This is a genomic window from Bifidobacterium thermophilum, from assembly GCF_037482445.1.
Taxonomy (GTDB): Bacteria; Actinomycetota; Actinomycetes; order Actinomycetales; family Bifidobacteriaceae; genus Bifidobacterium; species Bifidobacterium thermophilum_B.
Genome location: NZ_JBBHLY010000004.1, coordinates 16,130 through 41,409 on the forward strand (window position 1 = coordinate 16,130; position 25,280 = coordinate 41,409).

The following is a 25,280-nucleotide window of genomic DNA, read 5'->3' on the forward strand; positions in this document are numbered from 1 at the left end:
GCGTTCGCCATGCTCGAACCGCGTGAACAACTGCGGCAGGTCCTCACCCAAGCGGTCGGCGGCAAGCCGTTCAGCGAACTGTATTCGGTGGCGTTCGACCATCGCACCGCCGCGACCATCGGCCACGTGCTGCTAGATGCCCTTGAAGAACAAGGGTACGGGGTCGACGACTTCGACGCGGTAGGCGCCCTGACCGCGGCAGCCGTCCCGTTGGTATCCGCAGTGATCCTCGCGGCTGCCTCGCGCGGCGAGGACCTCGACGGCTTCGTCATGGATTTCGTCTACCCGTCCGTCAAAGGCCCGTCCATCGCCGGCAAGCGCGTAATCCTGCTCGACGCCTGGCTGTCCGAGAAATCCTACGTGCAGACCTCCTCGCTGGTCACCTTGCGCAACGGCAATGAGCTGAGCCTCGATTTCAGCATCGTCGAGCATGAGGGCGCCGAGGTCCTTGCCGTCGCCTCGCTGATCGGCGGGGTCGGCGACGCCGATCATGTGGCGGGCGAGCGTCAGCATATCGAGGTCATCAACCCCGTCACCGGGCACCACACCACCCTGCCGCTGATCCAGGTATTCGACGAGCGGGAATTGAGGGGCGAATAATACCGTCGGCCGCGCCGGCAATCGGATGGCACGGCAACGAGAGCAGCAAGGCAGGTAGCAGGTGCACGAACCGAGCGAATACACCAAGCAGGTGCAGATGTCAGGGGAACCGGTGTTCCGTGAGATCGGCGTCGGCCCGTGGGGGCAGGAGCATCCCGGCGAACCACGACCGGACACACCCGGCACACCGGCCTTTGACCCCCGCTACGACACCGATCTGCTCGACCACGGCGACCGCCGCAACGTGCTCGACCGCTACCGGTACTGGACCGTGGACGCCATCAAGGCCGATCTTGACGCCCGCAGCCGTTACCCCTTCGAAATCGCAGTGGAGAACTGGACCCACGATTTCAACATCGGTTCGGCCGTTCGCAGTGCCAACGCGTTCGGCGCCTCCCGCGTCCACATTGTCGGCCCGCATAAGTGGAACCGCAAAGGCGCGTTGATGACCGAGCTGTACCAGCACGTCGACTACCATCCGTCCATCAAGGAACTGGCGGCATCATGGCGTTTCCGCATTGCAGGCGAACTCGCCGCCGAACAGGCTCGCGCCAATGCCCGCGATATCCGCGCCTCCATCGCGCATAGAACGTTGACATCCGTCGAACGGCGCGAACAAGCACAGTCGGCACACCGGCTGGAGATACTGCGCAACGCGAAAATCATCGCGCTGGACATCATTCCGGGGGCTGTGCCGATTGAACGATACCGGTTCCCGGAACGCTGCCTGCTGCTGTTCGGCGCGGAAGGCCCCGGCCTGTCCCAGGCGGCGCTCGACGAAGCCGACGACGTGGTGTACATCTCCCAGTTCGGCTCCGTACGCTCCATCAACGCGGGGGCCGCGGCGGCGGTCGCCATGCACAGCTGGGTCGCCCAGCATGCGGTCATCGACGGTCCCGGTGCGGCCGCTGACAGCGGGTCGTCCGCGGTGATCAAGGCCTGACACCACCGGCATGCCATGACGAAACATGATGACGCGACAGTACCGACAGCGGCACCGGCAACAGTGCCGACCGCAGTGCCCTGGAACCAGGCGCTCGACCTCCAAGCCGCAGCGGACCGGCTGAGTGCCCGCCGCCGCAGCGAGCGCCGATACACCCGCGCGACCATCGTCGCGTTCATCCTGTTCTCCATGGCGTTCGCCGTACTGTTCACCCCGTTCATCCTGCAGCAGCGGGCCGCCATGCAGGAATCCAAGGTCGCCGATGATGCCGCCTCCCACGTCATGGGCTGGCCGTCCGGCAAAGCGGAACGCATGTTCGCCCAGGCGCGCGCCTACAACCGGCGTCTTGCCTCAAGCGGGCAGCCCGTCATCGGCGAAGCCGCGGACCCGTTCGCGAACGCTGCGTCGGCGGCATCGCGGTCCTCGTCGAAACCCTCCGAAGCCTGGCTGAACGACCAGGAATATCTCGGGCTGCTCAATGTCGGCCACGGGTTGATGGGTTCGATCCGCATCCCCAAGATCTCGGTGAACCTGCCGATATACCATGGCACCTCGGATGCGGTGCTCGATGACGGTGCCGGCCACCTGTACGGCACCAGCCTGCCGGTCGGCGGCGCCAGTTCGCACAGTGTGCTGACCGCGCATCGTGGCCTGTCCAACAAGACCCTGTTCACGCGACTCGACGAGCTGCGCGTGGGGGACCCTTTCTATATCAGGATCATGAACGAGACGCTCGGCTATCGTGTCGAAAGCATCACGACCATCAAACCGACGCAGATCAGCGGCCTCACCATCCGCAAGGGCGAGGACCTGGTGACGCTCATGACCTGCACGCCTTACGGCGTCAACACGCATCGCCTGCTGGTCACCGGCCGGCGGGCGAACATTCCCAAGAGCATCCCGGAACCCGATGATGCGACACCGGATGCCAGGCAGGCGAAGTCCGTCGCGCTAGCCGTGGCGGTGGTGACGCTCGTGTATGGACTGCTCGGCCTGCGTTTTCGTCCCCGGATGCTCCCGGTGCGCCATCGCAGGGATGTATTGCCGTCGCACGGTTGCACGGTTTGAACATCGGGGCGTTCGTCTCGTCTTGCGAGAACCGACACGCGAACAATGATATTCACGCGGAATTCCCCCGTTCGACATATCAAACGACTATCCTAGCTACTAAGAGAATGCAGAGCGTTTCCCCAAGGAAGGGTGAACGCGGGGATTGGTCCGAGAAGGAGCGGACGGATGATGTGTGGCGATTGCAGACGCAGAGGACACGATTCAGGTGCGGCTCGGGGATTGCAGGCCGCGCGTTCTGGCATGCGCAAAATCACCGCCGCCATCGTCGCATGGGCCTTAGCTGTCGCTATCGTGTTCACCGCAGGGTTGCTCAATGCCGACGGTTCCGCGCAGGCGGCCGCCCTGGCTGCCATCGACCCGTCGAAGACCATAGAGCCCGCCGGCAGCCAGCTCGACTTGTTCAACTACCGGCTCACCAGTTCCTTGGATACGGGTTTCGATTATCAGCCAATGTATGCCAACAGCGGCATCAACCGTGGGCACGCGCTGAAGTTCACCGACGGCGAGCAAAGTGCGATGCAGCCCTTTAATCGCCGTGCGTCCGACGGTTCGCTGACCCAGGGCATTGTGCAGTCGCGACTGGACGGCGATGGCTGGCCGGCGCTGTCAACCACAGTGACCGGCAGCGGCGAATCGCTGAAATATCTGTTCAACACCAACTATTCCGGTGGACTCAACAAGTACGCATACCCCAGTGTCAGCGGACTGTTCCAGATGGATGCGACCGGACGGTATTCGTACGACAGCGGCAAGAATTACGCATCCCTCATCGCCAATGACAGTACGTTCGATCCGAACAAGGACGCCGACGGCGGCAACCAGGTGGTCTTGTACTCCGCTCCCTGTACGGATGCCGTGTATGGCGGCCAGTTCCTCCCGTTCAACTCCGCGGCCGGTCTGTCCTCCTCGGCGGCCGGCGGATGCTCGGTGGACATCCATACCAAGGGCGCGAACACCGCGCAGAAGATCCGCCACTGGTTCGGCATGCACCTCAAGGTCAATTTCACCCAGCCGGACAACGGCACGGTACTGTCCGCGGACGGCGTCTACCGTCCGATGACATTCGAGTTCTCCGGCAACGATGACGTATGGGTGTTCCTCGACGGCCATCTGGTCGGCGACCTGGGCGGCATCCATGCTGCGGCGGGCCTGACCATAGACTTCTCGGCGGGCAAGGTGTCGGTCACCTCAGGCCTTGGCGCGTCGAACGCGAAGACCACGACGTCGACCATCAGCTCGCTGGCCGGCCTTCAAGCGCCCAACTATGACAGCAACGGCCTGATGACGAACCGTGACAGCGCGTGGGACAGCGACCATACCGACACGTTCGCCGACCGCAGCCGCCACACCCTGGATGTGTTCTATCTCAACCGCGGCGGCAGGGAGTCAAGCCTGAAACTCTCGTCGAACATCATGTCGTCCAGCCGGCAGTTCGTGGCGCATAAGACCCTGAAGCGCGGATCATCCGATGCCGTCCAGCCGCTGCACGCCGGCGAGTTCGCCTTCCGCCTGACCGGCTGGTACGGCAGATGGGATGCGGAGCGCGCCACGACCGAGGACACGTCCGAACCCCTGATGCCGACCACCGGTTTCGAAGCCTCGAACCCCACCACCTCCACTTGCGACAGCGCCGCCGGTATCTGCACCGCCACCCAGACGAACACCATCGACGGCATGGTGATGTTCGGCGATGCGCAATTCGATGCGGCAGACCTTCACCGCACCTACCGGTATGCCATCCAGGAGCTGCCGGTGTTCGACGGCAAGACCGTCGAGGACGATGACGCCACGACACCGGGCTTCCAATACCAGGGCATCACCTATGATCTGGATACCCGGTATTTCACGGCGAGCGTGGAATACCGCGACTACGATTCGCAGGACCTCATGCTTGACATCGTCCTGTGCGACAAGACATGGAAACCATTGGCCCAACAGACCGGTTCCATCGACATCGTCAACCGTTCCTCCCCGACCGTCGCATCGGCGCCGTTGCAGGGGCGTCTGGTTCTCGACAACCGCAAGTGGCGTCAAGGCGATCGGTTCCTGTTCTCCGTCAACGCTTCCGGCACCACGACCAGCGACGGGCAGACCTACCAGGTCGAAGCGCCCCTGCCATCGAACGTGGTCCGCGCCTCCAACGGTGTCGGCCGCTTCTCGATCGGCACCGGCGGCACCGGCGGCATCGAGCCGTGCACCGCGGCGATGAATGGCACGCAGAACTACTGTGATTTCACATTCGGCAGCATCGGCTTCAGCACACCCGGTACCTACACGTACACCATTGCGCAGGCGTGGGAGAACGGTACGACCGTGCCGGACAGCGGCGTGACCAGCGCGAACGGCATCACCTACTCGCCGGCCGTATACACCGTGACCTACACGGTCACCGAGACCGGCGCGGGTACGCTGGCCGTATCAGCGCCGAACATCACCGTGAAGCCGGGGACAAGCGGCGATGCGGTATCCGCGGATGGCCGCATAGTGTGGACCAACTGCTACCAGCCGACCCTCTCCGGGGACAAGGCGATCGGCGTAAGCACCAAGATCATTGGACGGCCATGGCAGTCCACGGACTCCTTCGCCTACACGCTCACCGCGTTGGACGGCGCGCCCCTGCCGGCCGGAACACCGCAGGGCGCGGCATCCGCTACCCTCACCGTGGACAATGCCACCAAGAACCACCAGACAACATTCCCGGACATCGCGTTCCCCGGCGCGGGAACATACCAGTACGTGCTCACCCAGAATGATCCGGGCATGCGCGCGGGTCTGCTGCGGTCGGCCGCCGCGTTCCGCGTGACCGTCACGGTCAGCGACAACGGGGACAGCACGCTGGTGGCGACCATGAAACTTTCACGCACCGCCGACGACGAAGGCGACCCGACAACGGGCAGCGGACAAGAAGCGTCAGGCACGGTCGCCGACTTCTCCAACCGCTTCCTGCGTGTCGCCATATTGCCTTCCGCCGGCGGGCGTGGGCAGGCGCAAACCGTGAATACCGCGGTATGTGTGGCGGCGGCGCTTGCCGCCGGCGCGACCATGCTGTGCGCGGTGTCCGCGATACGCCGGCGGTGCACCCGCCACGCCAGGCCGCCCGGTCCGTCGGGCAGTGCGCCGTGGGCCGGCAGCGCACCAGAATCCATAGCCAAGAGAGAACACAACTAGGGAAAGGAACCATCATGTTCAGCATCAAACGCCTGCTGTCCGCCACCGCGGCGGCAGCCATCGCCGTGGCCGGCCTGGCCATCGGCGCCGCGCCCGCGAACGCGCAGGGCACGGTCGTCACCGACAAGGCGCAGTTCATGTTCACCGCGAGCGCGGCGAACCGCCTGAACGGCCACAAACTCGAATACGTGAAGATCGGCGACTATGTCCAGTATGGGACCACGCAGGATGGCACCGCATACGGCGTGCGCGTCAACTCGGCCATCGCGGCCAAGTCGCCGAATCTCATCACCGCGGCGTTGAACGACGCGCTCAAGGATTCCACGACCACGCAACAGGTCCCCTCCGACGTGGATGATCCGCTCGCCTGGGCCCTGTCGCAAGGCGTGCTTGACAGCAGCAGTGCCGCCCCATGGGACGGCGTCACGCGCAAATTCGCCACGTATCTGGTCAATCACATGAGCGACCTGCCCGCACCGGGAACCGCAACCCTGAAGAACGCGACAGCGCAGGGGGCCTCGGATTCCTACGGCGCGTATATCGAGCTGCCGGCAGGCATCTACCTGTTCCGTGACGTGACCAGCCCGGTGGTCGAGGATTCCAGTAACGCGGTCCCGATGCTGGTAAGCTCCGGCACGATCAATGAAGCCGACCAGCTGACGAACCCCACGTCCGAGGCGCTCGTCGACATGAAGAACTACTCTACCGAGATGTCCTTCAGCGTCGCGGGCGATGCGAAGATCGACAACACCGGCCGCACCGCTTCACGTGGTGAGACGCTCACCTACACGATGAACGGCTACGTGCCCAAGACCGATGAGGTCACCGGCGACAACCTCGATTACGTCAACACCCCGCAGAAAGGGCTGAAAGTCGACCTGTCCAGCGTCAAGGTCGTCATCGTCGACAAGGACGGCAAGACCGTCACCGCCGAAGACGGTTCCGCGCTGATCTCGGCATCCGATTACCGTGTGCTGACCTCCGACGGTTCGGACCTGGCCACCGAAGGCACCAAGCAGTGGTTCACCGCCGACGGTACGGGCGATTCCTCCACCGGCATGACCGGCCACACCATCACCGTGCAGTTCGCCAAGAGCACGCTCGCCAAGTGGCAGAACTACATCGGCAGCGGCTACGCCATGCACGTCTCGTACAATGCCGTCGTCACGTCCGATGCCGCCGGCCAGGTCGACAACGAGTTCTACATGAGCACGCTGCCCGCCAAGAAGAAGTACGCGCACACGGTGCTCGCCTCGCTGACCTTCAAGAAGGTCGATGCCGCCGGCAAGCCGCTCGCCGGGGCGCGGTTCAAGATCGAATCCTCCGCTCCCGAGCAGTTCGTGCTGCCCTCCGGCTACGTCAATGGCAGTGCCAACTGCGACAAGTCCTGCGGTAATGACGAGGCGATTTCCAAGGCGGACGGCACGGTGACCTTCGATGGTCTCGCCCAAGGCGTGGACACCTCGTACAAGATCACCGAGGTGTCCGCCCCGAGCGGGTATATCACCTTGAAGCTGGGCTTCACGGCCACCATCAGCAATCAGGGGGCGAAGGTCGTGTTCGGTGACTCCACGACTTCGGACCCGTACGGTCTGGTCACGCCGACCTCGGTTGATACGGACGGCAGCAACGCGCTGACCGTCGAGAACGTGCACAGCATCACGCAGCTGCCGCTCACCGGTGGCGCGGGCATCGCCTTCATGGTCGTCATCGCGGCGCTGCTCGGCGCTGCCGGCGTCATCGTGGTCGTGCGTTCACGCCGGAACATGACCGTGTGAAATAAACCGCCAACTGTTCCCGCGGATTACGCAACCCGCGGAGTAACCTCTCAAGGGCCTTGCGCCGGGACCATACCATGGCCTCGGCGCAAGGCCCTTGGCGTGTTGCGATGCCGCTGCCGGGCATGACGGTGTCCTCGGATTGCGTATCGGACTATTTGATAACCGTGCATCGGAAATGCAGATACAGGTCAGGTAGAATTTACATTTTTCAGCGATTCTATGCGGCTTTCTGTATACGGGGGGGGGGTATTTTGTGACATAGTGGAGGGGATATTGGGTTCTCTCCTGAAGGGAAAGAGAAGTCCTATGGACAGTGATGGCGAGAAGGGCAGAGCCAGATGGTTCCGTGCGGTCGCTGTTGTTGCTGCCGCGGCAACGCTCTTCGGCGGTGTGACATTGCCGCTGGTGGCGAACGCGGAAGACAACGGTGACACTGCGCAGCAGAGCACGGTGACCGAAGGCAAGGATACCTCATCCACCGGCTCGGATGCCTCTACGATTACGGCACTGGTGAACCCGGATACGATTACGGCGACAGCCGGGCAGGATGGTATCACCCTGCCGCCGCAGATCACCGCGCAGTATGCAGACGGCTCATCGAAGCAGGTCGATGTCACATGGACCGGCAACGGATACCATGACGCCCAGGATCTGAAGAACCTTGCAGCGGGAACGTACACGTTCGAAGGCGCCGTGCAGGGCACCGACAAGAAGGCGTCCGCGACGCTGGTCCTTGCCGGGGCACCGAAGACGGCCGCCGCGGAGCCTGAGGCGGCTGCAGCAGCAGCGCCTGCGCCTGCGGCGACCGGTGAATCTTCCCCCGCCGCGCCTACGCTTGTCTCCCCGAAGGTGATCAATGTCTCCACTCCCGTGGGAGTGACGCCGACACTGCCTACCAGCTATGAGGGCAAGCTGTCTGATGGTACTAGCCAATGGCTGTCCATTGATTGGGATGCCGTGACCGCCGACCAGGTGAAGAAGGCGGGCACGTTCACCGTCAAAGGCAAGGCTTCGTGGTACGGTTCCACGGGCGATGAGGAATCCACCATCGAGGCGAAGGTCACGGTGGCGGAAGTCAAGTCGATCGACCCGGTCAATGTCTCCACGTGGATAGGCGTACTCCCCCAATTGCCGGGGAGCGTCGATGTGCATCTGTCCAATAGCTCCAAGATTTCGGTCAATGTCCATTGGGATACGGTGACCGCCGACCAGGTGAAGAAGGCTGGCACGTTCAAGGTCAACGGCAAGCTGCGACAGCAGGATGGCAGTGATTCCGCCGTCGCCGTCAAAGCGACGGTAACGGTTTCGAAAGTCGCCTCGGTCGATCCGGTGCGTGTGAACGTAGGGATCGGGAAAAAAGTCTGCGAGGGCTGGGATCAGGACTTTCACCATGTTGACGGCTGCCTTAGTGGTCTGAGCAGTTATCTGAGCAGCTACACTACGGTGAAATTCGAGGATGGGTCGACGAAGGACGACGTATTCGTACACTGGGACAGTGACTCCTATCTTGTGGACACTTCCAAGGAAGGCACCGTCACCATCACGGGGCATGTGGAAGACACCGACTACGCCGTGAAGGGCATCATCAATGTGCTGGGCATCCGTTCTGTCTGGAATCCCACCTATCACACCGCCCCGGGCGTCGCCCCCTCGCTGATCTCATCCGTTAGACCGGATCTGAGCGACGGAAGCGATGATACGTATTACGGCGTTAAATGGGATTCCATCGACCCCTCCAAGTATGCGCAGCCGGGCAAGTTCACGGTCAACGGCACACTCGAAGGCACTGACGTCAACATAGTCGCGACAGTCTATGTCTCCAAGATCGTCAGCATCAACGATCAAACGTTGACTGCCCATATCGGCGAGACAGTGTCGCTGGATGTGTCTGCATATGCGACTTTTGCCGATGGCGGGCGGGATTCCGTGAACGTGACCTGGCCGCAGATCGATGCGAAGAAATTCGACACGGCTGGTTCGTTCGATGTCGAAGGTACGGTCCAGGGCACGGACCTCAAGGCCGTCTGCCATATCACGGTTGTAGGCCTGAAATCCAACGAAACCACAACCAGGATTCGTGTTGGCACTAGCGCGGTTGATTTTAAGTGGCATAATTATGAATTCGAACTCGACGACGGTTCGTCCCATTACTTCGACGTCACGTGGAAGCTGGATGACGGGTACGTGTTCGACAAGACCGGGAAAATCGATGTCAAAGGCACCATCAACCTTGGCGACACCACCATCGACGTGGTCGGTCACGTGACGGTCTATGACATCAAGTCCTTCACCTTGAGCGAAGATACGGTGACCACCGTGACCGGCATCGTGCCGTCGTCGCTCCCGTGGGCGACGGCACATGGCACGGACGGCGTCGACGAAACCGTGTACCCGACATGGGACACGATCACCGAAGACCAGGTCAGCAAGGCCGGGCAGTTCGATATCACCGGCAAATACACCGACCGTGACACGACGAAGAAATTCACGCTCCACATCAAGGTGGTGGACAGCCAGAAAACCCGCACCGTATCGGTGTCGACGCTCACCGGCGTCGCCCCTGGCCTGCCGTACTCCGTGACGACGGTGCTGATGAACGGCGAGACCAAGTACCTCGACACCCAGTGGGAGACCGTGAAGCCTGAGGATTACGCGCATCCTGGCACGTTCACCGTCAAAGGCTATATCAAGTATTCGAACATCCCGATCACCTGCAAGGTGCACGTGTATGACGCAGTGCCCGGCAGCGCGCAAATCAACGTCGAGACGGTGGAAGGCGTCAAGCCGGACCTGCCCACCTCGATGTCCCTGAAACTGACCGACGGCGAGACATATAATCTTGCGAGTGGTTCCGGCCTGGTCTGGGATGATATCGATGCCACGAAATACGCCAAAGCCGGTGCATTCGACGTTCCCGGCACCATCCAAGGCGCCAGCGTCACGCCGGTGGCACACGTGTCGGTCGGCAAAGTGCACTCCTATGACAAGAGCGAGGACATCACCTATGTGCGTGGCTCTTCAAACGACCCGTACCTGACCAGTTCCCTCACGGTGCTCACCGAAGAAGGAAAGGCGGTCTCGCTCAGTGTCACATGGGACAAATACGACCACAACAAGCTCAACACGTTGGGCGATATCGTGGTCATTGGCACGCTTGAGAACGGCATGAAGACCACGGCCACCATCCATGTGGTCGACATCAAGAGCGCCTCGGTCTCCAACACCGTCGAAACCTTGGTCGGCGAAGAGCCGACTGACTGGGGCCGCGCCGACGTGGTGTACTCTAACGGCACCAAGGGCACCGAGAGCGTGCAGTGGAAGATCACCAAGGATTTGTACAGCACCGCCGGCGACAAGACCATGACCGGCACGATCAGCGGCACCAACACCACCGTTACCGGCAAACTCAAGGTATACGAGGATTACGCCGCCATCGCACCGGTCGATGTGTGGACAGTGCCGGGCACTGCCCCGCAACTGCCGTCATCTGTCGGGGCGAAGTACTCCACCAGTCTCAAGGACAAGATCGCCTCCGCCCTTGGCGGTTCGGATGAGGACTCGTACGACACCTGGGCAGACGTGACGTGGGAGAAGATCGACCCGTCACAATATGCGGCCGGCAAGGACGGCACCACCTTCACCGTCAAGGGAACGGTCAAGGACAGCAAGAAGCAGGCGCAAGCCACTGTCCATGTCGCATCCATCACCGAGATCGACACCTACCAGATCCCGACGACCCCAGGGGTGGCACCCGACATGCCCTCCACGGTCTCCGTCAGGACCAAGGACGGCAAGACCCGTGACGTGGACGTGGAGTGGGCTGCCATCGACCCCTCGTCCTACCAGGATGCGGGCGCGGTGTTCCGTGTGGGCGGCAAGCTCAAGATCGGCGATACCGCGATCGACACCATCAGCACCACGGTGCGCGTGGGGTCCGTGGCATCGGTGAACACCAAGGTGGAACAGACGGCCGTCACCAAGACCGGTACGGCTCCTGCCCTGATGTATAACTACCCGGTCACCCTCGATGACGGCACGGTGATTCCGATGCACGTCACGTGGGACAACATCCCCCCGGCGAAATACGAGAAGCCCGGCACCTTCACCGTCAACGGCACAATCGAGAACGGCAAGAAGGTCTCGGTCAAGGTGACGGTGAAAGACACCGTCGCCAAGGACGAGGTCAGCTGGGTCGACTGGTACTTGTACCACACCTCCGTTGGAGACAAGATCACCCTGCCTAAGCAGGTGTATGTCGATGTCGCTGGCAACAACGACGGAGACGGTGACGATGACGCGAATTACCGTGACGTTACCTGGGACACCAGCAAGGTGGATTACACCAAGCCCGGCACGTACCTGGTAACGGGCAAGGTCAAGGGAACGGATCTGCCGTCCTACCTGTACATCACCGTGAGCGCAAACCAGAGCGCGACCTTCACCGGTTTCGAGCCGGTCGCCGTGTCCGTACCGGCGAAGTCCACGGTCAATGATCTGGCCGCCATGCTGCCGGACAAGGTCGTTGCCAAGTACTCCGACAACACCACCCAGCTGGTCGAGGTGAACTGGAACCCGTCCGCGGCAAGCCAGGATGACCTCGACACGGTAGGCAAGACCATCACCATCACCGGCACGACCGGTCTCAACGCTGATGCCACAGCCAAGGTGACCGTTGTGACTTCCTCTACGGCAGTCGCCAAGTCCGCATCCGTCGAGCCGATCACCACCGATGAGGGCGTCAAGCCGAATCTGCCGGCCAAGGTGACCGTGACCATGTCCGACGGCTCCACCGTGCAGTCCACGGTGACCTGGGATTACGTGGGCTCCGACAAGTGGGGCGACGGCAAGGGCGGCACCACCTTCGAGGTGAACGGCCAGACCCAGGTCGGGTCGCTCGACGTGACGGTGACCGTGACCGTGAACAAGGTGCCGAAGTTCACCGTGACCTTCGACGCCAACGGCGGCACGCTCGCCGGTGCGGCAACCCAGACCGTCCGCAAGAATGCTCCCGCAGCTGAACCGAAGACGCCGACCCATGACGGTGAATACAGCTTCGTAGGCTGGTCCACCGACAAGAAGGGCACCAGCCTCTACGACTTCGCCAAGCCTGTGACCGGCGACCTGACCCTGTACGCGCAGTGGACCAAGACGCCGCACCCGGTGAAAACCGTTGCCGTCACCGGCACCGGTGTAACCGACGGCAAGGTGACTGTCACCAAGGGCGAGAGCACCACCGTCTCGGCGACCATCACCCCGACCAACGCGACCGACAAGACGGTCAGCTGGAAGTCGTCCGATACGGCTGTGGCGAGCGTCGTCGACAACGGCGACGGCACCGCGACCATCACCGCCAAGCGTGGCGGCAAGGCCACCATCACCGTGACCACGAAGCCGCTGTCCATAGTGAAGGAAGACACCGCGAAGACCGACACCATCACCGTGACGGTTCCCGCGTCGATCACCTCCATTACGGCCTCCATCGAATCCGGCAAGAACACCTACACCAAGGGTGATGCCTTCGATGCCGGCACGCTGAAGGTGACGGCGAAGAAGGACGACGGTACCAGCGAGGTTCTCAAGCCCTCGCAATACACCGTCGACCCCGCGGACAAGACCGTGCTCGATACGGTCGGCACGAAGAACGTCACCGTGACGCTCAAGTCCGATTCCGCCATCAGCTCCACTGTCTCCGTGAGCGTGGCGCAACGCTACTGGAAGGTCTCCTTCAACGCCAACGGCGGTTCGAAGACCGATCCGGTCACTGTGGCGGATGACGGCACCCCTGCCGCCAAGCCCGCCGACCCGACCCGCGACGGCTACGCCTTCGCAGGCTGGACCAGCGACAAGGCCGGGGCCAAGCCCTACGCCTTCGATACTCCGGTCACCGGTAATCTGACGCTGTACGCCCAGTGGCATGACACCCAGGCGCCAGCCATCACAGGGGTCGAGAACGCCACCGTCTATCGCGGTACGACGTTCAAGCCGACCACCGGTGTCAAGGCGACGGACAACCACGACGGTGATCTGACCAAGTCCATCACCGTCGACGGCAAGGTGGATGTGAACACATCCGGCACGTACACGCTGGTGTACACCGTCAGCGATGCGGCAGGCAACAAGACGAGCGCCACCCGCACGGTGACCGTCGTCGACAAGCCCATCCCGCTGACCGGCGCCGCCATCGACGGTGCCACGGAGGGCAAGGCCACGGTGAAGAAGGGCGATACGCTCACCCTGACCGCGAAGGCTGATCCGGCCGATGCGACCAACACGCGTATTGCCTGGTCGTCTTCAGACGAGAAGACTGCGACGGTGACGGCAAACGCTGATGGAACCGCGACCGTCGCCGCCAAGCGCGGCGGCGAAGTCACCATCTCGCTGACAATCACCCAGCAGTACACTGACCCGATCAGCGGCAAGCAAGTCAAGGTCGTCAAGAGCGACAAGGTGAAAGTGAACGTGCCTGCAACGGCCACTTCCGCCAAGTCCCCGGCCGCCGTCACCGTCATCGCCAAGCATGCGGGCACACTGCCCAAGCAGGTTGCCGTCACCTTCGATGACGGTTCCGAACGCGATGTCGACGTCCAGTGGAACACCTTCGACTGGGCCAACACGAAGGGTGGCGATATCGTGCCCCTGACGGGAACCGTGACCGTTGACGGCGTGAGCATCCCGGTGAGCGTGAATGTCAAGGTCGAAGCGGATTCCACCGCGCCGGCCATCACCATCCCGCGTGATCCGTACGGCAAGAAGGACGATACGACCGCCTATGTCAAGACCGGCACCGCTTTCGATCCTCTCGCCGACGTGAAAGCCAAGGATGACGCTGATGGCGATGTCACCGGCTCCATCACGGTGGACGGCTCCGTCGATACGTCCAAGCCCGGCACCTACAGCCTGACCTACACGGTTACCGACGTCAACGGTAATGTCAGCAAGGTCAAGCGCACGGTTGTGGTGACAGACTATCGCACCGTTCACTTCGACGGTAACGGCAACGACACCAATGCATCCACTGAGGTGCCTGAAGGCGTCACCGTCACTGTGCCGTCGGCGCCGACCCGCGATGGTTACACCTTCGTCGGATGGACCACCGATAAGGAAGGCCTGCATCCCTATGATCCGAGCGTGCTGACGCAGGGTGATGTGACCTTGTACGCACAGTGGAAGGCCAACCCGGTCAACCCGGCGAAGCCGACCGCTCCGGGGCAGACCACCCCGGCGCAGGGCGGCCCGGCGGGCGCGCGGCAGGACGGCAAGGGCATCGCACCTTCTGCTGCCTCTAGCGCCCCGAAGAAGGCAACGTCCTTCGGCCGGCTCGCCAAGACCGGTGTCTCCATCCTCCTGCCGCTCGCGGTGGCCAGCATGCTCGCGGCAGCGGGTATGACGCTCCAGGGACGCAAGCGTGCTCATGGGCGGCACATCAAGTAGGCAGGAAACCGGGACGGTTCATAGGGCGGTAGATTCCGAATCCGTGTGAACTGTCCTCCGGTCCGGCACCAATATGCCGGACCGCCAATCGGGCGGGACCCGTCGGAGAAATCCGGCGGATCCCGCCCGATTGTTGTTCTGGGCGTCGCCGTGCTGTCGAAAGGAGAAAGCGTCGTCCATATCTGTGCGCTGGGTGATGTCTCCGTGAATGCAACGGGAGTTTGTCTGGAATACGCAATACCGCGGGTAAACTCCCGGGCGGATGCGGGAGTTCTGAAGAATTCCGCCTTTCTGCAGGAATACTCCCAATAGAGAACGTTGGAATACCGCGGTTTTTGAAATCCGCACCGAAACCGCTGCCGGGAGAACACGCGCCGGATGCCGTATTTGCGCTTATCTCCCGCAAAATCCGGGAGTTTAGTTGCATACGGCCCCTTACGGCGAGAAGTCCCGTATCCACACCCCTACGTCACACTCGGCTCATATAGTGGAAGGCATGGCAACATTCACACGTGAAGAAATCGAGCATCTGGCCGATTTGGCCAGAATCGCCCTGACGGATGAGGAAATCACCCGTATGCAGAGCGAACTCAACGCCGTCGCCGACGCGATTGACGAAGTCCAGAAAGTGGCCACGGACGATGTCCCGCCGACGGCCAACCCGGTTCCGCTCGAGGCGTACCTGCGCCCCGACGTCGCCGTGACCCCGCTGACGCAGGAGGAGGCGCTCTCCGGCGCCCCCGCGACCGATCAGGGCATGTTCGTCGCCCCGCAGATCCTGGGAGAGTGATCCATGAGCAACGCCACTGAACTCGTGAAACTGTCCGCCGCGCAGATGGCGGAGAAAATCCGTACCAAAGAGGTCTCCAGCCGCGAACTGACCCAGGCGCACCTCGACGTCATCGAGGCCGCAGAGCCCACGGTCAACGCCTTCCTGCACATCTCCGACAAGGAGGCGCTCGCCCAGGCCGACGCCTTCGACAAGAAGCTCGCCGCGGGTGACACGGAAGGCCTGCCGGAGCTTGCCGGCGTGCCGATCGCGATCAAGGACATGATCGTCACCAAGGGCATCCCCACGACCGCCGCCTCCAAGATCCTCGAAGGCTGGGTGCCGCCGTATGACGCCACGGTTATCGAGAAGATCAAAGCCGCTGGCATGCCGATTCTGGGCAAGACCAACCTTGATGAGTTCGCGCAGGGCTCCTCGACTGAGCATTCCGCGTTCGGCAACACCCACAACCCGTGGGATGCGACCCGCGTTCCGGGCGGTTCCGGCGGCGGCTCCGCGTCCGCGGTCGGTTCCTATGAGGCGCCGCTCGCCCTCGGCACCGATACCGGCGGTTCCATCCGCCAGCCGGGCGCATTCACCGGAACCGTGGGCGTCAAGCCCACCTACGGCGGTGTGAGCCGGTACGGCGCCATCGCCATGGCGTCCTCGCTCGACCAGATCGGCCCGTGCGGCCGTACCGTGCTGGACACCGCGCTGCTGCACGAGGTCATCGGCGGCAATGACCGCCGTGACTCCACGTCCATCCCCGCCCCGGTCCCGCCGGTCGCAGCGGCCGCCCGCGAAGGCCTGAAGCGTGACCTGAAGGGCGTGCGCGTCGGTCTGATCAAGGAAATCGGCGGCGAAGGCTTCGAAGCCGGTGTCGCCGCCCGGTTCAATGAAGCGGTCAAGCTGCTGGAATCCATGGGCGCCGAAGTCAAGGAGGTCAGCCTCCCGCATCTGCCGTATTCGCTGGGCGCGTACTACATCATCATGCCGTCCGAGGTCAGCTCCAACCTGGCCCGCTACGATGGCATGCGCTACGGCCTGCGCGTCATGCCGCCCGCCGGTGTGCCGCAGACCTCCGCCAACATGATGGCCTACACGCGTGAAGCCGGGTTCGGCGACGAGGTCAAGCGCCGTATCATCCTCGGCACGTATGCGCTGTCCGCCGGCTATTACGACGCCTGGTACGGTTCCGCGCAGAAGGTGCGCACCCTGGTGATCGACGACTTCAACAAGGCCTTCGAACAGGTTGACGTGCTCGTGTCCCCGACCGCTCCGAGCACCGCGTTCCACTTCGGCGAGAAGACCAGCGACCCGCTGTCCATGTACCTGGGCGACGTGGCGACCATCCCCGCGAACATGGCTGGTGTGCCCGCCATGTCCATCCCGTGCGGCCTGTCGGACAACGGCATGCCGGTCGGCTTCCAGTTCTTCGCGCCGCAGCGTCACGACGAGGCCATGTACAAGCCCGCCGCCGCGCTCGAAGCGGCTTTGGAAGAGCAGTGGGGCGGCAATATCCTCACGAAGATGGCCACGCCGTGGCTGAACGCCTGAAACCGGAGGACGAAGACAAATGGCTGAAAAACTGATGAAATTCTCTGAAGCCGTCAAGCGGTTCGACCCGGTGATCGGCCTGGAGACCCACGTCGAACTGTGCACGAACACCAAGCTGTTCTGCCCGGCTCACATCGAGTTCGGCGGCGAACCGAACACCCAGCTGACCCCGGTGAGCCTCGGCCTGCCGGGCAGCCTGCCGGTGATCAACGAGACCGCCGTCGATTTCGCCATCAAGCTGGGCCTCGCCCTGCACTGCGAAATCGCCGAATGGAGCCAGTTCGCCCGCAAGAACTACTTCTACCCGGATATGCCGCGTGACTATCAGATCTCGCAGTATGACAAGCCGACCAACGGCAACGGCTACCTGGATGTCGAACTGGACGACGGCTCGATCTTCCGCGTGCCGATCGAACGCGCGCACATCGAGGACGACGCCGGCAAGAACACCCACGTGGGTGGTGCCGACGGCCGTATCGAAGGCGCCGACCATTCGCTCGTCGACTACAACCGCGCCGGCGTCCCGCTTATCGAGATCGTCACCAAGCCGATCGAGGGCGCGGGCGAGCGCGCCGCGGAAATCGCAGGCGCCTACATGCGTACGCTGCGCGATATCGTGCGCGCGCTGGGTATCTCCCACGCCCGCATGGAGCAGGGCAATATGCGTGCCGACGTCAACGTGTCGCTGCGCAACAAGCCCACCGACCCGCTGGGTACGCGTTCGGAAACGAAGAACGTGAACTCCTTCCGCGGCATCGAGAAGACCATCGTCTACGAGATCCGCCGTCAGGCGGCGCTGCTGAGCGATGGCGGCGAGGTGCTGCAGGAGACCCGCCACTGGGATGAGGCCTCGCAAACCACCGCCGGCGGCCGTGTCAAGACCGACGCCGACGATTACCGCTACTTCCCGGATCCTGACCTGGTGATGCTGCACATCACCAAGGAGCATATCGAGCGCATCGCCAAGGACATGCCGGAGATGCCGCGTGAACGCCGCAACCGTTTGCAGGGTGAGTGGAAGTTCTCCGATCTCGAGATGCGTGACGTCATCAACGCCGACGCGCTCGACCTGATCGAGGACACCGTCAAGGCCGGTGCCAGCGCATCCGGCGCGAAGAAGTGGTGGCTCGGCGAGCTGTCGCGTGAAGCGAACGCCAAGGGCGTCTCACTCGAGGAACTGCCGATCACCCCGGCCGATGTCGCCGAAGTCGAGAAGCTCATCGCTTCCGGCAAGCTCAACGACAAGCTCGCGAAGAAGACCGTCTCCGGCGTGCTTGCCGGCGAGGGCACCCCGGACGAGGTCGTCAAGAAGCACGGCTATGAGGTCGTCCAGGACACGGGCGCGCTCGAAGCCGCGGTGGACAAGGCGCTTGCCGACAACCCCGACATCGTCGAGAAGCTCAAGAGCGGCAACATGAAGCCGATGGGAGCGATCATCGGTGCCGTGATGCGCGCGACCAAGGGCCAGGCTGACGCCAAGGCGGTCAGCGGATTGGTCATGAAGAAGCTGCACTGAGCGAATCGGGTTGGGCAGCTGCACTGGTTGCACTGAATGAGTGCAGCCGCCCGACATCACCAAGACAGCCCCACAGAGCCGACGCCCTGTGGGGCTGTCCTGTACCACCACCCCGAACCGCGTCTGCCGACGCAGGCAGATACGTAAGCGTCGGCAGAAGGTTGAGTTCCTGTTTTTACCGACGTTGGCAGGTGGGTGAGCGTCGGTGGAATATGGGGATGGCACTGTTGAGAGGCGTGACGGGGTAGCCTGGGTGCGGTCGAGGGTATATCGGGGGTGCGCCGGGGGCACGTATTCGCACGTTCCGTACAGGTTCGCCCGAAATCCTGCAACTTGTTGCGCGGCCCGGTAGAATAGGACCGTATTGGTAACGCTTATGAGGATGAAAGCGAATGTCTGAACAAACTGAGTCTGTGGTGGGCAGCGCAGTCGCCGGCGACGAGCGCCGCATCTTGCCGTCCCGGATCACCATCCCGCAGATCCGCGGCGAAATGGTGCATCTGCGTCCGGCGGTTCTTGGGGATCTGGAGCGTCTCGACCAGCTGGAGGCGTTCTATAACGCGTCTGGTATCACCGGCAAGGACCGCGAGTCCGAACGCGCCGCCGTCAACGCGTGGGTACGCCGTTCGGTCGCATGGTCCGAAGGCCGCGCGTCCGCCGAATCCGGTGTCGGCGATCCTGAATCGCGCCCGACCATCGCGTGGGCGATTCTCACCGATGCCGACCGTGACGGTGACGGCGTCATCGACGCCGGAGCGACTGATAACGTCATCGGCATGATCTTCCTGATCGATATCGACGGCTGGTCGCGTTCCGCCCGCATCCAGGTGGTGCTCGGCAAGGATTACCGCGGCCGCGGCTACTCCCGTGACGCCATGCCGCGCGTCATGACCTTCGGCTTCGCCCCACGCCCGGCGGGCCTGGGTATGCATCGCATCTGGGTCGCGGTCCCGGAGAAGAACACGCGCTCGCTGTCCGTATACCAGTCGCTCGGGTTCATCCCGTCCGGCACGTCGCGTGACGCGTTGTGGGATGCCGAGAACAACAAGTACCAGGATCTGATCGTCATGGATATGCTGACCGACGAGTATGATCCGATTCGTTCGCTCGAGGTCTTCGGTATGCACGTGTTCGAGGACAATCCGGGTGTCAAGGAGGCGCTGAGCGCGCGCGAGCATTCGCTGGCGATCCGCAAACGGGAGCATCCCGCAGAAGACGGGGCGGCGTCGGCCCCGACGGGCGGCGAGGCGCAGGATGGCGTCCAGGATGCCGTCGTGGCAGCGCGGACCGCGCAACCGCAGGATGCGCATGCCGGCGAGCCCGCTGCCGCATCGCAGCCGGCTTCCCCCGTCTCCGCGCTGGCGGAACAGATCATGCGTGACGATGCCGACCGGGAGGCGGACAAGCCGGCGGACGGCGGCAAACGCAGCCGACATACGCTTGACGGCGAGGAGAACTGGCCGCACAGCTCGCATGACCGCCAGCCTTCGAAACAGGCGTGGTGGCGTACCATCGGCCGCAAACGCGAACGTAGGACGGAGAACGACGTATGAGCGCTGAAGACCTGGACAACTACGAGACCGACGCCGAGCTGGCCCTGTATAAGGAGTACCGCGATGTCATCAAGCTGTTCACGTACGTGGTGGAGACGGAACGACGGTTCTATCTGGCGAACAAGGTTGATTTCAACGTGCGTTCCGCCGGCCAGGACGTGTATTTCGACGTGCAGCTGACCGACGCGTGGGTGTGGGACGTGTACCGTTCGTCCCGGTTCGTCAAGAGCGTGCGGATCGTCACGTTCAAGGATGTGAATGTCGAAGAGGTCCAGAAGACCGATATCGATATTCCCGATTCGTTGACATGACGCGCTTTTCACCGTCCGCCGATGCGGTGGGCGGGCTGGGTGGTAACATGGCATGCGGTTTATTCGTGTATGTTTGTCCGCCTTGGCGTCCATGATGCGCCGAAGCGTGTAGAGTTTCACCGATTTGTTGTATTGTTCAGGAGGTCATTGTGGCACAGAAACAGTCCGTCGTGATTATCGGCGGTGGCCCCGCGGGTCTTACTGCCGCGTGGGAACTGGTGAAGGAAGGCGGCGCCGGGCAGTACGACGTGACCGTGCTTGAGGAGACCGGCGAATTCGGCGGCATCTCGCGCACCGTGAAGCACAATGGCAACCGCATGGATATCGGCGGGCATCGGTTCTTCTCCAAGGATGACCGCATCATGGACTGGTGGAAGGACGTGCTGCCGCTGCAGGGCGCCCCCTCCTACGATGACAAGAAGCTCGGCCGCCACCATGATCTGGAGCCCGGCGGGCCGGACCCCGAAACGACCGACGAGGTGATGCTCAAGCGCCACCGCGTCTCCCGTATCTTCTGGAACCATCATTTCTTCGACTACCCGATCTCCCTGTCGGTCAATACGCTCAAGGCCATGGGCTTCAAGCTCACCATGGTGGCAGGCTTCAGCTATTTGAAGTCCGTGTTCCACAAGCTGCCGGAAACGAATCTGGAGAACTTCTACATCAACCGTTTCGGCCGCAAACTCTATTCGATGTTCTTCGAAGGCTACACGGAGAAGCTGTGGGGCCGTCACCCCAGCCAGATCTCCGCCGACTGGGGTTCGCAGCGTGTCAAGGGCCTGAGCATCATCGAGGTGCTGAAGAACGCGTTCCGGAAGCTGCTGCCGAAGAAGCGCAGCAACCAGGAGGTCGAGACCTCCCTCATCGAGGAGTTCTGGTATCCGAAGTACGGTCCGGGCCAGCTGTGGGAGACCGTGGAACGGCGTTGCGAGAACGCCGGCGCGAAGGTGATCACGGATGCGAAGGTCGTGGAGGTCCGCCAGCATGAGGGCCGTATCTCCTCCGTGGTGTATGAGAACGCCGCCGGTGAACGCACCGAGCTTGCGGCGGACGTGTTCATCTCATCCATGCCGGTCAAGGACCTGGTCGAGGCGATCGACGCTTCCGAGACCCCGGCGCCCAAGGACATGACCGTTGTGGCGGAGGGCCTGCCGTACCGTGATTTCGTGACCGTGGGTCTCTTGGTCAAGCATCTTCGCCTGAAGAACACCACCGACATCCCCACGCTCGGCAACCCGCCGATCGTCCCGGATTGCTGGATCTACGTGCAGGATCCGGGTTACAAGGTCGGCCGCATCCAGGTGTTCAACAACTGGAGCCCGTACCTGGTCAAGGACGTCGACGACACCGTGTGGATCGGTCTTGAATACTTCTGCAAGGAAGGCGACGATTTTTGGAATATGACCGATGAGGAGGCCACGAAGTTCGCCATCGAGGAAATGACCCGCATGCGCGTGATCAACGGCCCCCAGGACGTGCTGGATTCGCATCGCGAACGCGTCAAGAAGGCGTATCCGGCGTATTTCGACACGTACGCCCAGATGCCGGAGCTCGTCGAATACCTTGACTCCTTCGGCAACCTGTACTGCGTGGGCCGCAACGGCCAGCACCGGTACAACAACATGGACCATTCCATGGCCACGGCCATCGAGGCGGTCGGCAATATCAAATCCGGCAAGACGTCGAAGCGCAACGTGTGGTCGGTGAACACCGACAAGTCCTACCACGAGAAGAAGTAGCGGCTTGCCGGTCAGTTCCAAGGCCCGTCGCCCCATTGAGGGACGGCGGGCCTTGCCGTATCGCCTGTGGGCCGTGCCTGCCTGTCGCACGACAACCCGGAACTGCCGTATCGTGGGCGGCGTGTTGCATCGGTCAGGCGTCCGTTGTACAGTGAACAACGTCCGATGAGGTTTTCAGGACCGTGATAATCGGACGTTCATCGCGGGTTTTTCCGCATCTTGTCATACAGCTCACCGGCGTGGTGTCGGTAGAAGCCAAGGAAAGGCAACATTAGGCAATGAGCCAAAATCTTGAGGATATGAAGCTGCCTGAGCTCAGGGAGCTTGCCAAGCAGATGGGTCTTCGCGGCACATCCACCATGCGTAAGCCCCAGCTGCTCGCAACGTTGCAGGCGGCTCGCAGCGGAGGGGAGGCACCTGCCGGCGTGACCGTACGCGTACCGAAACCAGTGAAGAAGCCGCAGGCATCGGCCGTGGAAGCGCAGAAGCCGGCACCCGCGGCGAATCAGGACCATGCCGCGGCCCAGGCCGCGTCGTCCGACGGGTCCGAGGAGCATCAGCAGACCAGGCCGGTCCGTGTGCCGGTCGCCCACACCGAGGCGATTTCGCCGATGGAAGGCGAATTGCAGATGCCGCGCGTGCATGAGCGTCGTGCGCGTCGTCGCGCCGCCGAGGAATCGGCGGATGCGGTACTCGCCCAGCTTGAGCTTGATGGCGCTGAAGGCACGCGTCTGCGCCGCCGTGGCGCCGATCGCGGCGGGATGCAGCATCGCCGTGGCGGCCATGTGGAAGCCAGCATCGAGGAACGCGAGGAAGAGGCGGTGCGCGACCTTGACGATATCCTGGCCAGCCTGCCGGCGCAGAAGAACGAGGAACATGCCGGCGACGAACGTGCCTTCGGCCACCGTCGCGGCTCCGGGCGCAACGAGCGTAACGATCGTGACCGCAATGAGCGCAACGACCGTGACCGTGATCGTAACGATCGTGACCGTAACGAGCGCAACGACCGTAACGAGCGTGATGACCGGCGCAACAATCGCCGTGGGCGCGCCGGACGCGACTACGACGGCCGTCGTGACGAGCAGGACCAGCCGAACGACCTGGTCCCGGTCGCCGGCATCGTCGATGTTCTGGACTCGTACGCGTTCATCCGCACTTCCGGCTATCTGCCCGGCCCCAACGACGTCTATGTTTCCATGGGCCAGGTCAAGAAGTACGGTCTGCGCAAGGGCGATGCCGTGCAAGGCACCATCCGCACGCCGCGTGAAGGCGAACGCCGTACCCAGCGCCAGAAGTTCGTGCCCTTGCAGGCGATCAACAGCATCAACGGCATGGGTGTCGACGAGGCGGCGAACCGCCCGCAGTTCGCCAAGCTCACCCCGTTGTACCCGCAGGAGCGGCTTCGTCAGGAAACCACGCCGAACAAGCTGATCGGGCGGATCATCGACCTGGTCGCCCCGATCGGCAAGGGCCAGCGTGGCCTGATCGTTTCCCCGCCGAAGGCCGGCAAGACCATCACCCTGCAGGCCATCGCGAACGCGATCACGGTGAACAATCCGGAAGTCCATCTCATGGTCGTGCTGGTGGACGAGCGCCCGGAAGAGGTCACGGATATGGAACGCACCGTGCAGGGCGAGGTCATCTCCTCGACCTTCGACCGTCCGGCATCCGACCACACCATGGTGGCGGAGCTGGCGATCGAGCGTGCGAAGCGTCTGGTCGAGCTCGGCCAGGATGTCGTTGTGCTGCTCGATTCCATGACCCGCCTGGCGCGTGCGTATAACATCGCGGCACCCGCGTCGGGGCGCATCCTGTCCGGCGGCGTGGACGCGCAGGCGCTGTACCCGCCGAAGAAGTTCTTCGGCGCCGCACGAAACATCGAGAACGGCGGCTCGCTGACCATCATCTCGACCGCGCTGGTGGAGACCGGTTCGAAGATGGATGAGGTGATCTTCGAGGAGTTCAAGGGCACCGGCAACATGGAGCTGCGCCTCAGCCGCGAGTTGGCTGACAAGCGCATGTTCCCGGCCGTGGACATCAATGCGTCCGGCACCCGCCGCGAGGAGCTCATCACCTCGCCGCAGGAACTGCCGATCATCTACCGTCTGCGCCGGCTGTTCGGCGGGCTCGAACCCGAACAGGCATACCAGGCGCTGGTGCCGCGTCTCAAGAAGACGCCCAGCAACCGCGACTTCCTCAAGGCGCTGGTCCAGCAGTCGGGTGCGGGGGCATCATCCTCGAACTGACGCGTTCCGATGCCTTGCACTGGTGACGGCAAATCACGGCATGGCCGACATATGCGATGGCGGATCGCCCGACGGTGGTCCGCCATCCGCGTATATGGCTTGGCTTGTTGGTAAGGCAAGGCTGATAATCTGGAATGTATGAACGATTCCGAACATGGTGATTGGCAGGATACGACCATTGATACCGCGCAGGCGCAGGAGCACCCGGAAGTCGCGCAGGCGGTGAGGAAGATCAAGGCGCTACGCCAGTCGATTGACAACGTGGACACGGCTATCGTCTCGTTGCTCGCGGAACGGTTCAAATTCACGTCCGAAGTGGGCGTGCTTAAGGCGCAGGCAGGGTTCGCGCCAGCCGACTGGAAGCGCGAGGACGCCCAGATCAAGCGGCTTCACCGGGTGGCGCAGGAAGCCGGGCTCGACCCTGAAATCGCGGAAATGTACCGGGAGTTCGTGGTCACGGAAGCCAAGAAACGCCATCAGCGTATCGCCGACGCCGGCGGGGACCCCGGCGTGCTCGATATTTTCGCCTGAATATTTTTCCATCTGAACACATTTTCGTCTGAACACATTTTCGTCTGAACACATTTTCGTCTGA

At 62.7% G+C, this 25,280-nt stretch carries 14 protein-coding genes; all 14 read left to right on the forward strand.

The annotated features are described in order from the left end of the window. Positions 1-9: 9 nt before the first annotated feature. A complete protein-coding gene (locus WD012_RS04735) occupies positions 10-600 on the forward strand; it encodes a type I phosphoribosyltransferase (RefSeq protein ID WP_422614365.1) in 591 nt (196 codons plus the stop codon). A gap of 97 nt (positions 601-697) precedes the next feature. After that, positions 698-1,543, forward strand: coding sequence for a TrmH family RNA methyltransferase (locus WD012_RS04740; RefSeq protein WP_422614366.1), 846 nt, complete (start codon positions 698-700; stop codon positions 1,541-1,543). A 15-nt stretch (positions 1,544-1,558) separates the two neighbouring features. Beyond that, positions 1,559-2,611 (forward strand): class C sortase, encoded by a 1,053-nt coding sequence (locus tag WD012_RS04745; RefSeq protein WP_339562641.1) that lies wholly within the window; start codon positions 1,559-1,561, stop codon positions 2,609-2,611. A gap of 243 nt (positions 2,612-2,854) precedes the next feature. Further along, entirely contained in the window at positions 2,855-5,782 is a 2,928-nt protein-coding gene (locus WD012_RS04750) for a Spy0128 family protein (protein WP_339562642.1), read from the forward strand. A 14-nt stretch (positions 5,783-5,796) separates the two neighbouring features. Further along, positions 5,797-7,560 carry a SpaA isopeptide-forming pilin-related protein gene (locus WD012_RS04755; protein ID WP_339562643.1) on the forward strand — a complete coding sequence of 588 codons (1,764 nt, stop codon included), beginning with the start codon at positions 5,797-5,799 and terminating at the stop codon, positions 7,558-7,560. A gap of 309 nt (positions 7,561-7,869) precedes the next feature. Continuing rightward, entirely contained in the window at positions 7,870-14,994 is a 7,125-nt protein-coding gene (locus tag WD012_RS04760) for an Ig-like domain-containing protein (RefSeq protein ID WP_339562644.1), read from the forward strand. Positions 14,995-15,490: 496 nt separating this feature from the next. Further along, positions 15,491-15,784 carry an Asp-tRNA(Asn)/Glu-tRNA(Gln) amidotransferase subunit GatC gene (gene gatC, locus WD012_RS04765; protein WP_339562645.1) on the forward strand — a complete coding sequence of 98 codons (294 nt, stop codon included), beginning with the start codon at positions 15,491-15,493 and terminating at the stop codon, positions 15,782-15,784. Positions 15,785-15,787: 3 nt separating this feature from the next. Next, positions 15,788-17,320, forward strand: a complete 1,533-nt coding sequence (gene gatA / locus WD012_RS04770) for an Asp-tRNA(Asn)/Glu-tRNA(Gln) amidotransferase subunit GatA (protein WP_339562646.1) — start codon at positions 15,788-15,790, stop codon at positions 17,318-17,320. A 19-nt stretch (positions 17,321-17,339) separates the two neighbouring features. After that, positions 17,340-18,836 (forward strand): Asp-tRNA(Asn)/Glu-tRNA(Gln) amidotransferase subunit GatB, encoded by a 1,497-nt coding sequence (gene gatB, locus WD012_RS04775; protein WP_339562647.1) that lies wholly within the window; start codon positions 17,340-17,342, stop codon positions 18,834-18,836. A gap of 392 nt (positions 18,837-19,228) precedes the next feature. Next, a complete protein-coding gene (locus WD012_RS04780) occupies positions 19,229-20,389 on the forward strand; it encodes a GNAT family N-acetyltransferase (RefSeq protein WP_339562648.1) in 1,161 nt (386 codons plus the stop codon). Then, the gene (locus tag WD012_RS04785) at positions 20,386-20,700 is read left to right on the forward strand and encodes a DUF2469 domain-containing protein (RefSeq protein ID WP_026503203.1); all 315 of its coding nucleotides are present in this window, start codon (positions 20,386-20,388) and stop codon (positions 20,698-20,700) included. Before WD012_RS04780 ends, WD012_RS04785 begins: the two co-directional genes overlap by 4 nt. 149 nt (positions 20,701-20,849) lie before the next feature. Beyond that, the gene (locus WD012_RS04790; protein ID WP_339562649.1) at positions 20,850-22,439 is read left to right on the forward strand and encodes an NAD(P)/FAD-dependent oxidoreductase; all 1,590 of its coding nucleotides are present in this window, start codon (positions 20,850-20,852) and stop codon (positions 22,437-22,439) included. 278 nt (positions 22,440-22,717) lie between these two features. Continuing rightward, positions 22,718-24,685: a transcription termination factor Rho gene (gene rho, locus WD012_RS04795; protein ID WP_339562650.1), complete on the forward strand. Its 1,968-nt coding sequence runs from the start codon at positions 22,718-22,720 to the stop codon at positions 24,683-24,685. Positions 24,686-24,823: 138 nt separating this feature from the next. Beyond that, positions 24,824-25,216 (forward strand): chorismate mutase, encoded by a 393-nt coding sequence (locus WD012_RS04800; RefSeq protein WP_339562651.1) that lies wholly within the window; start codon positions 24,824-24,826, stop codon positions 25,214-25,216. The last annotated feature ends 64 nt before the right edge of the window (positions 25,217-25,280 follow it).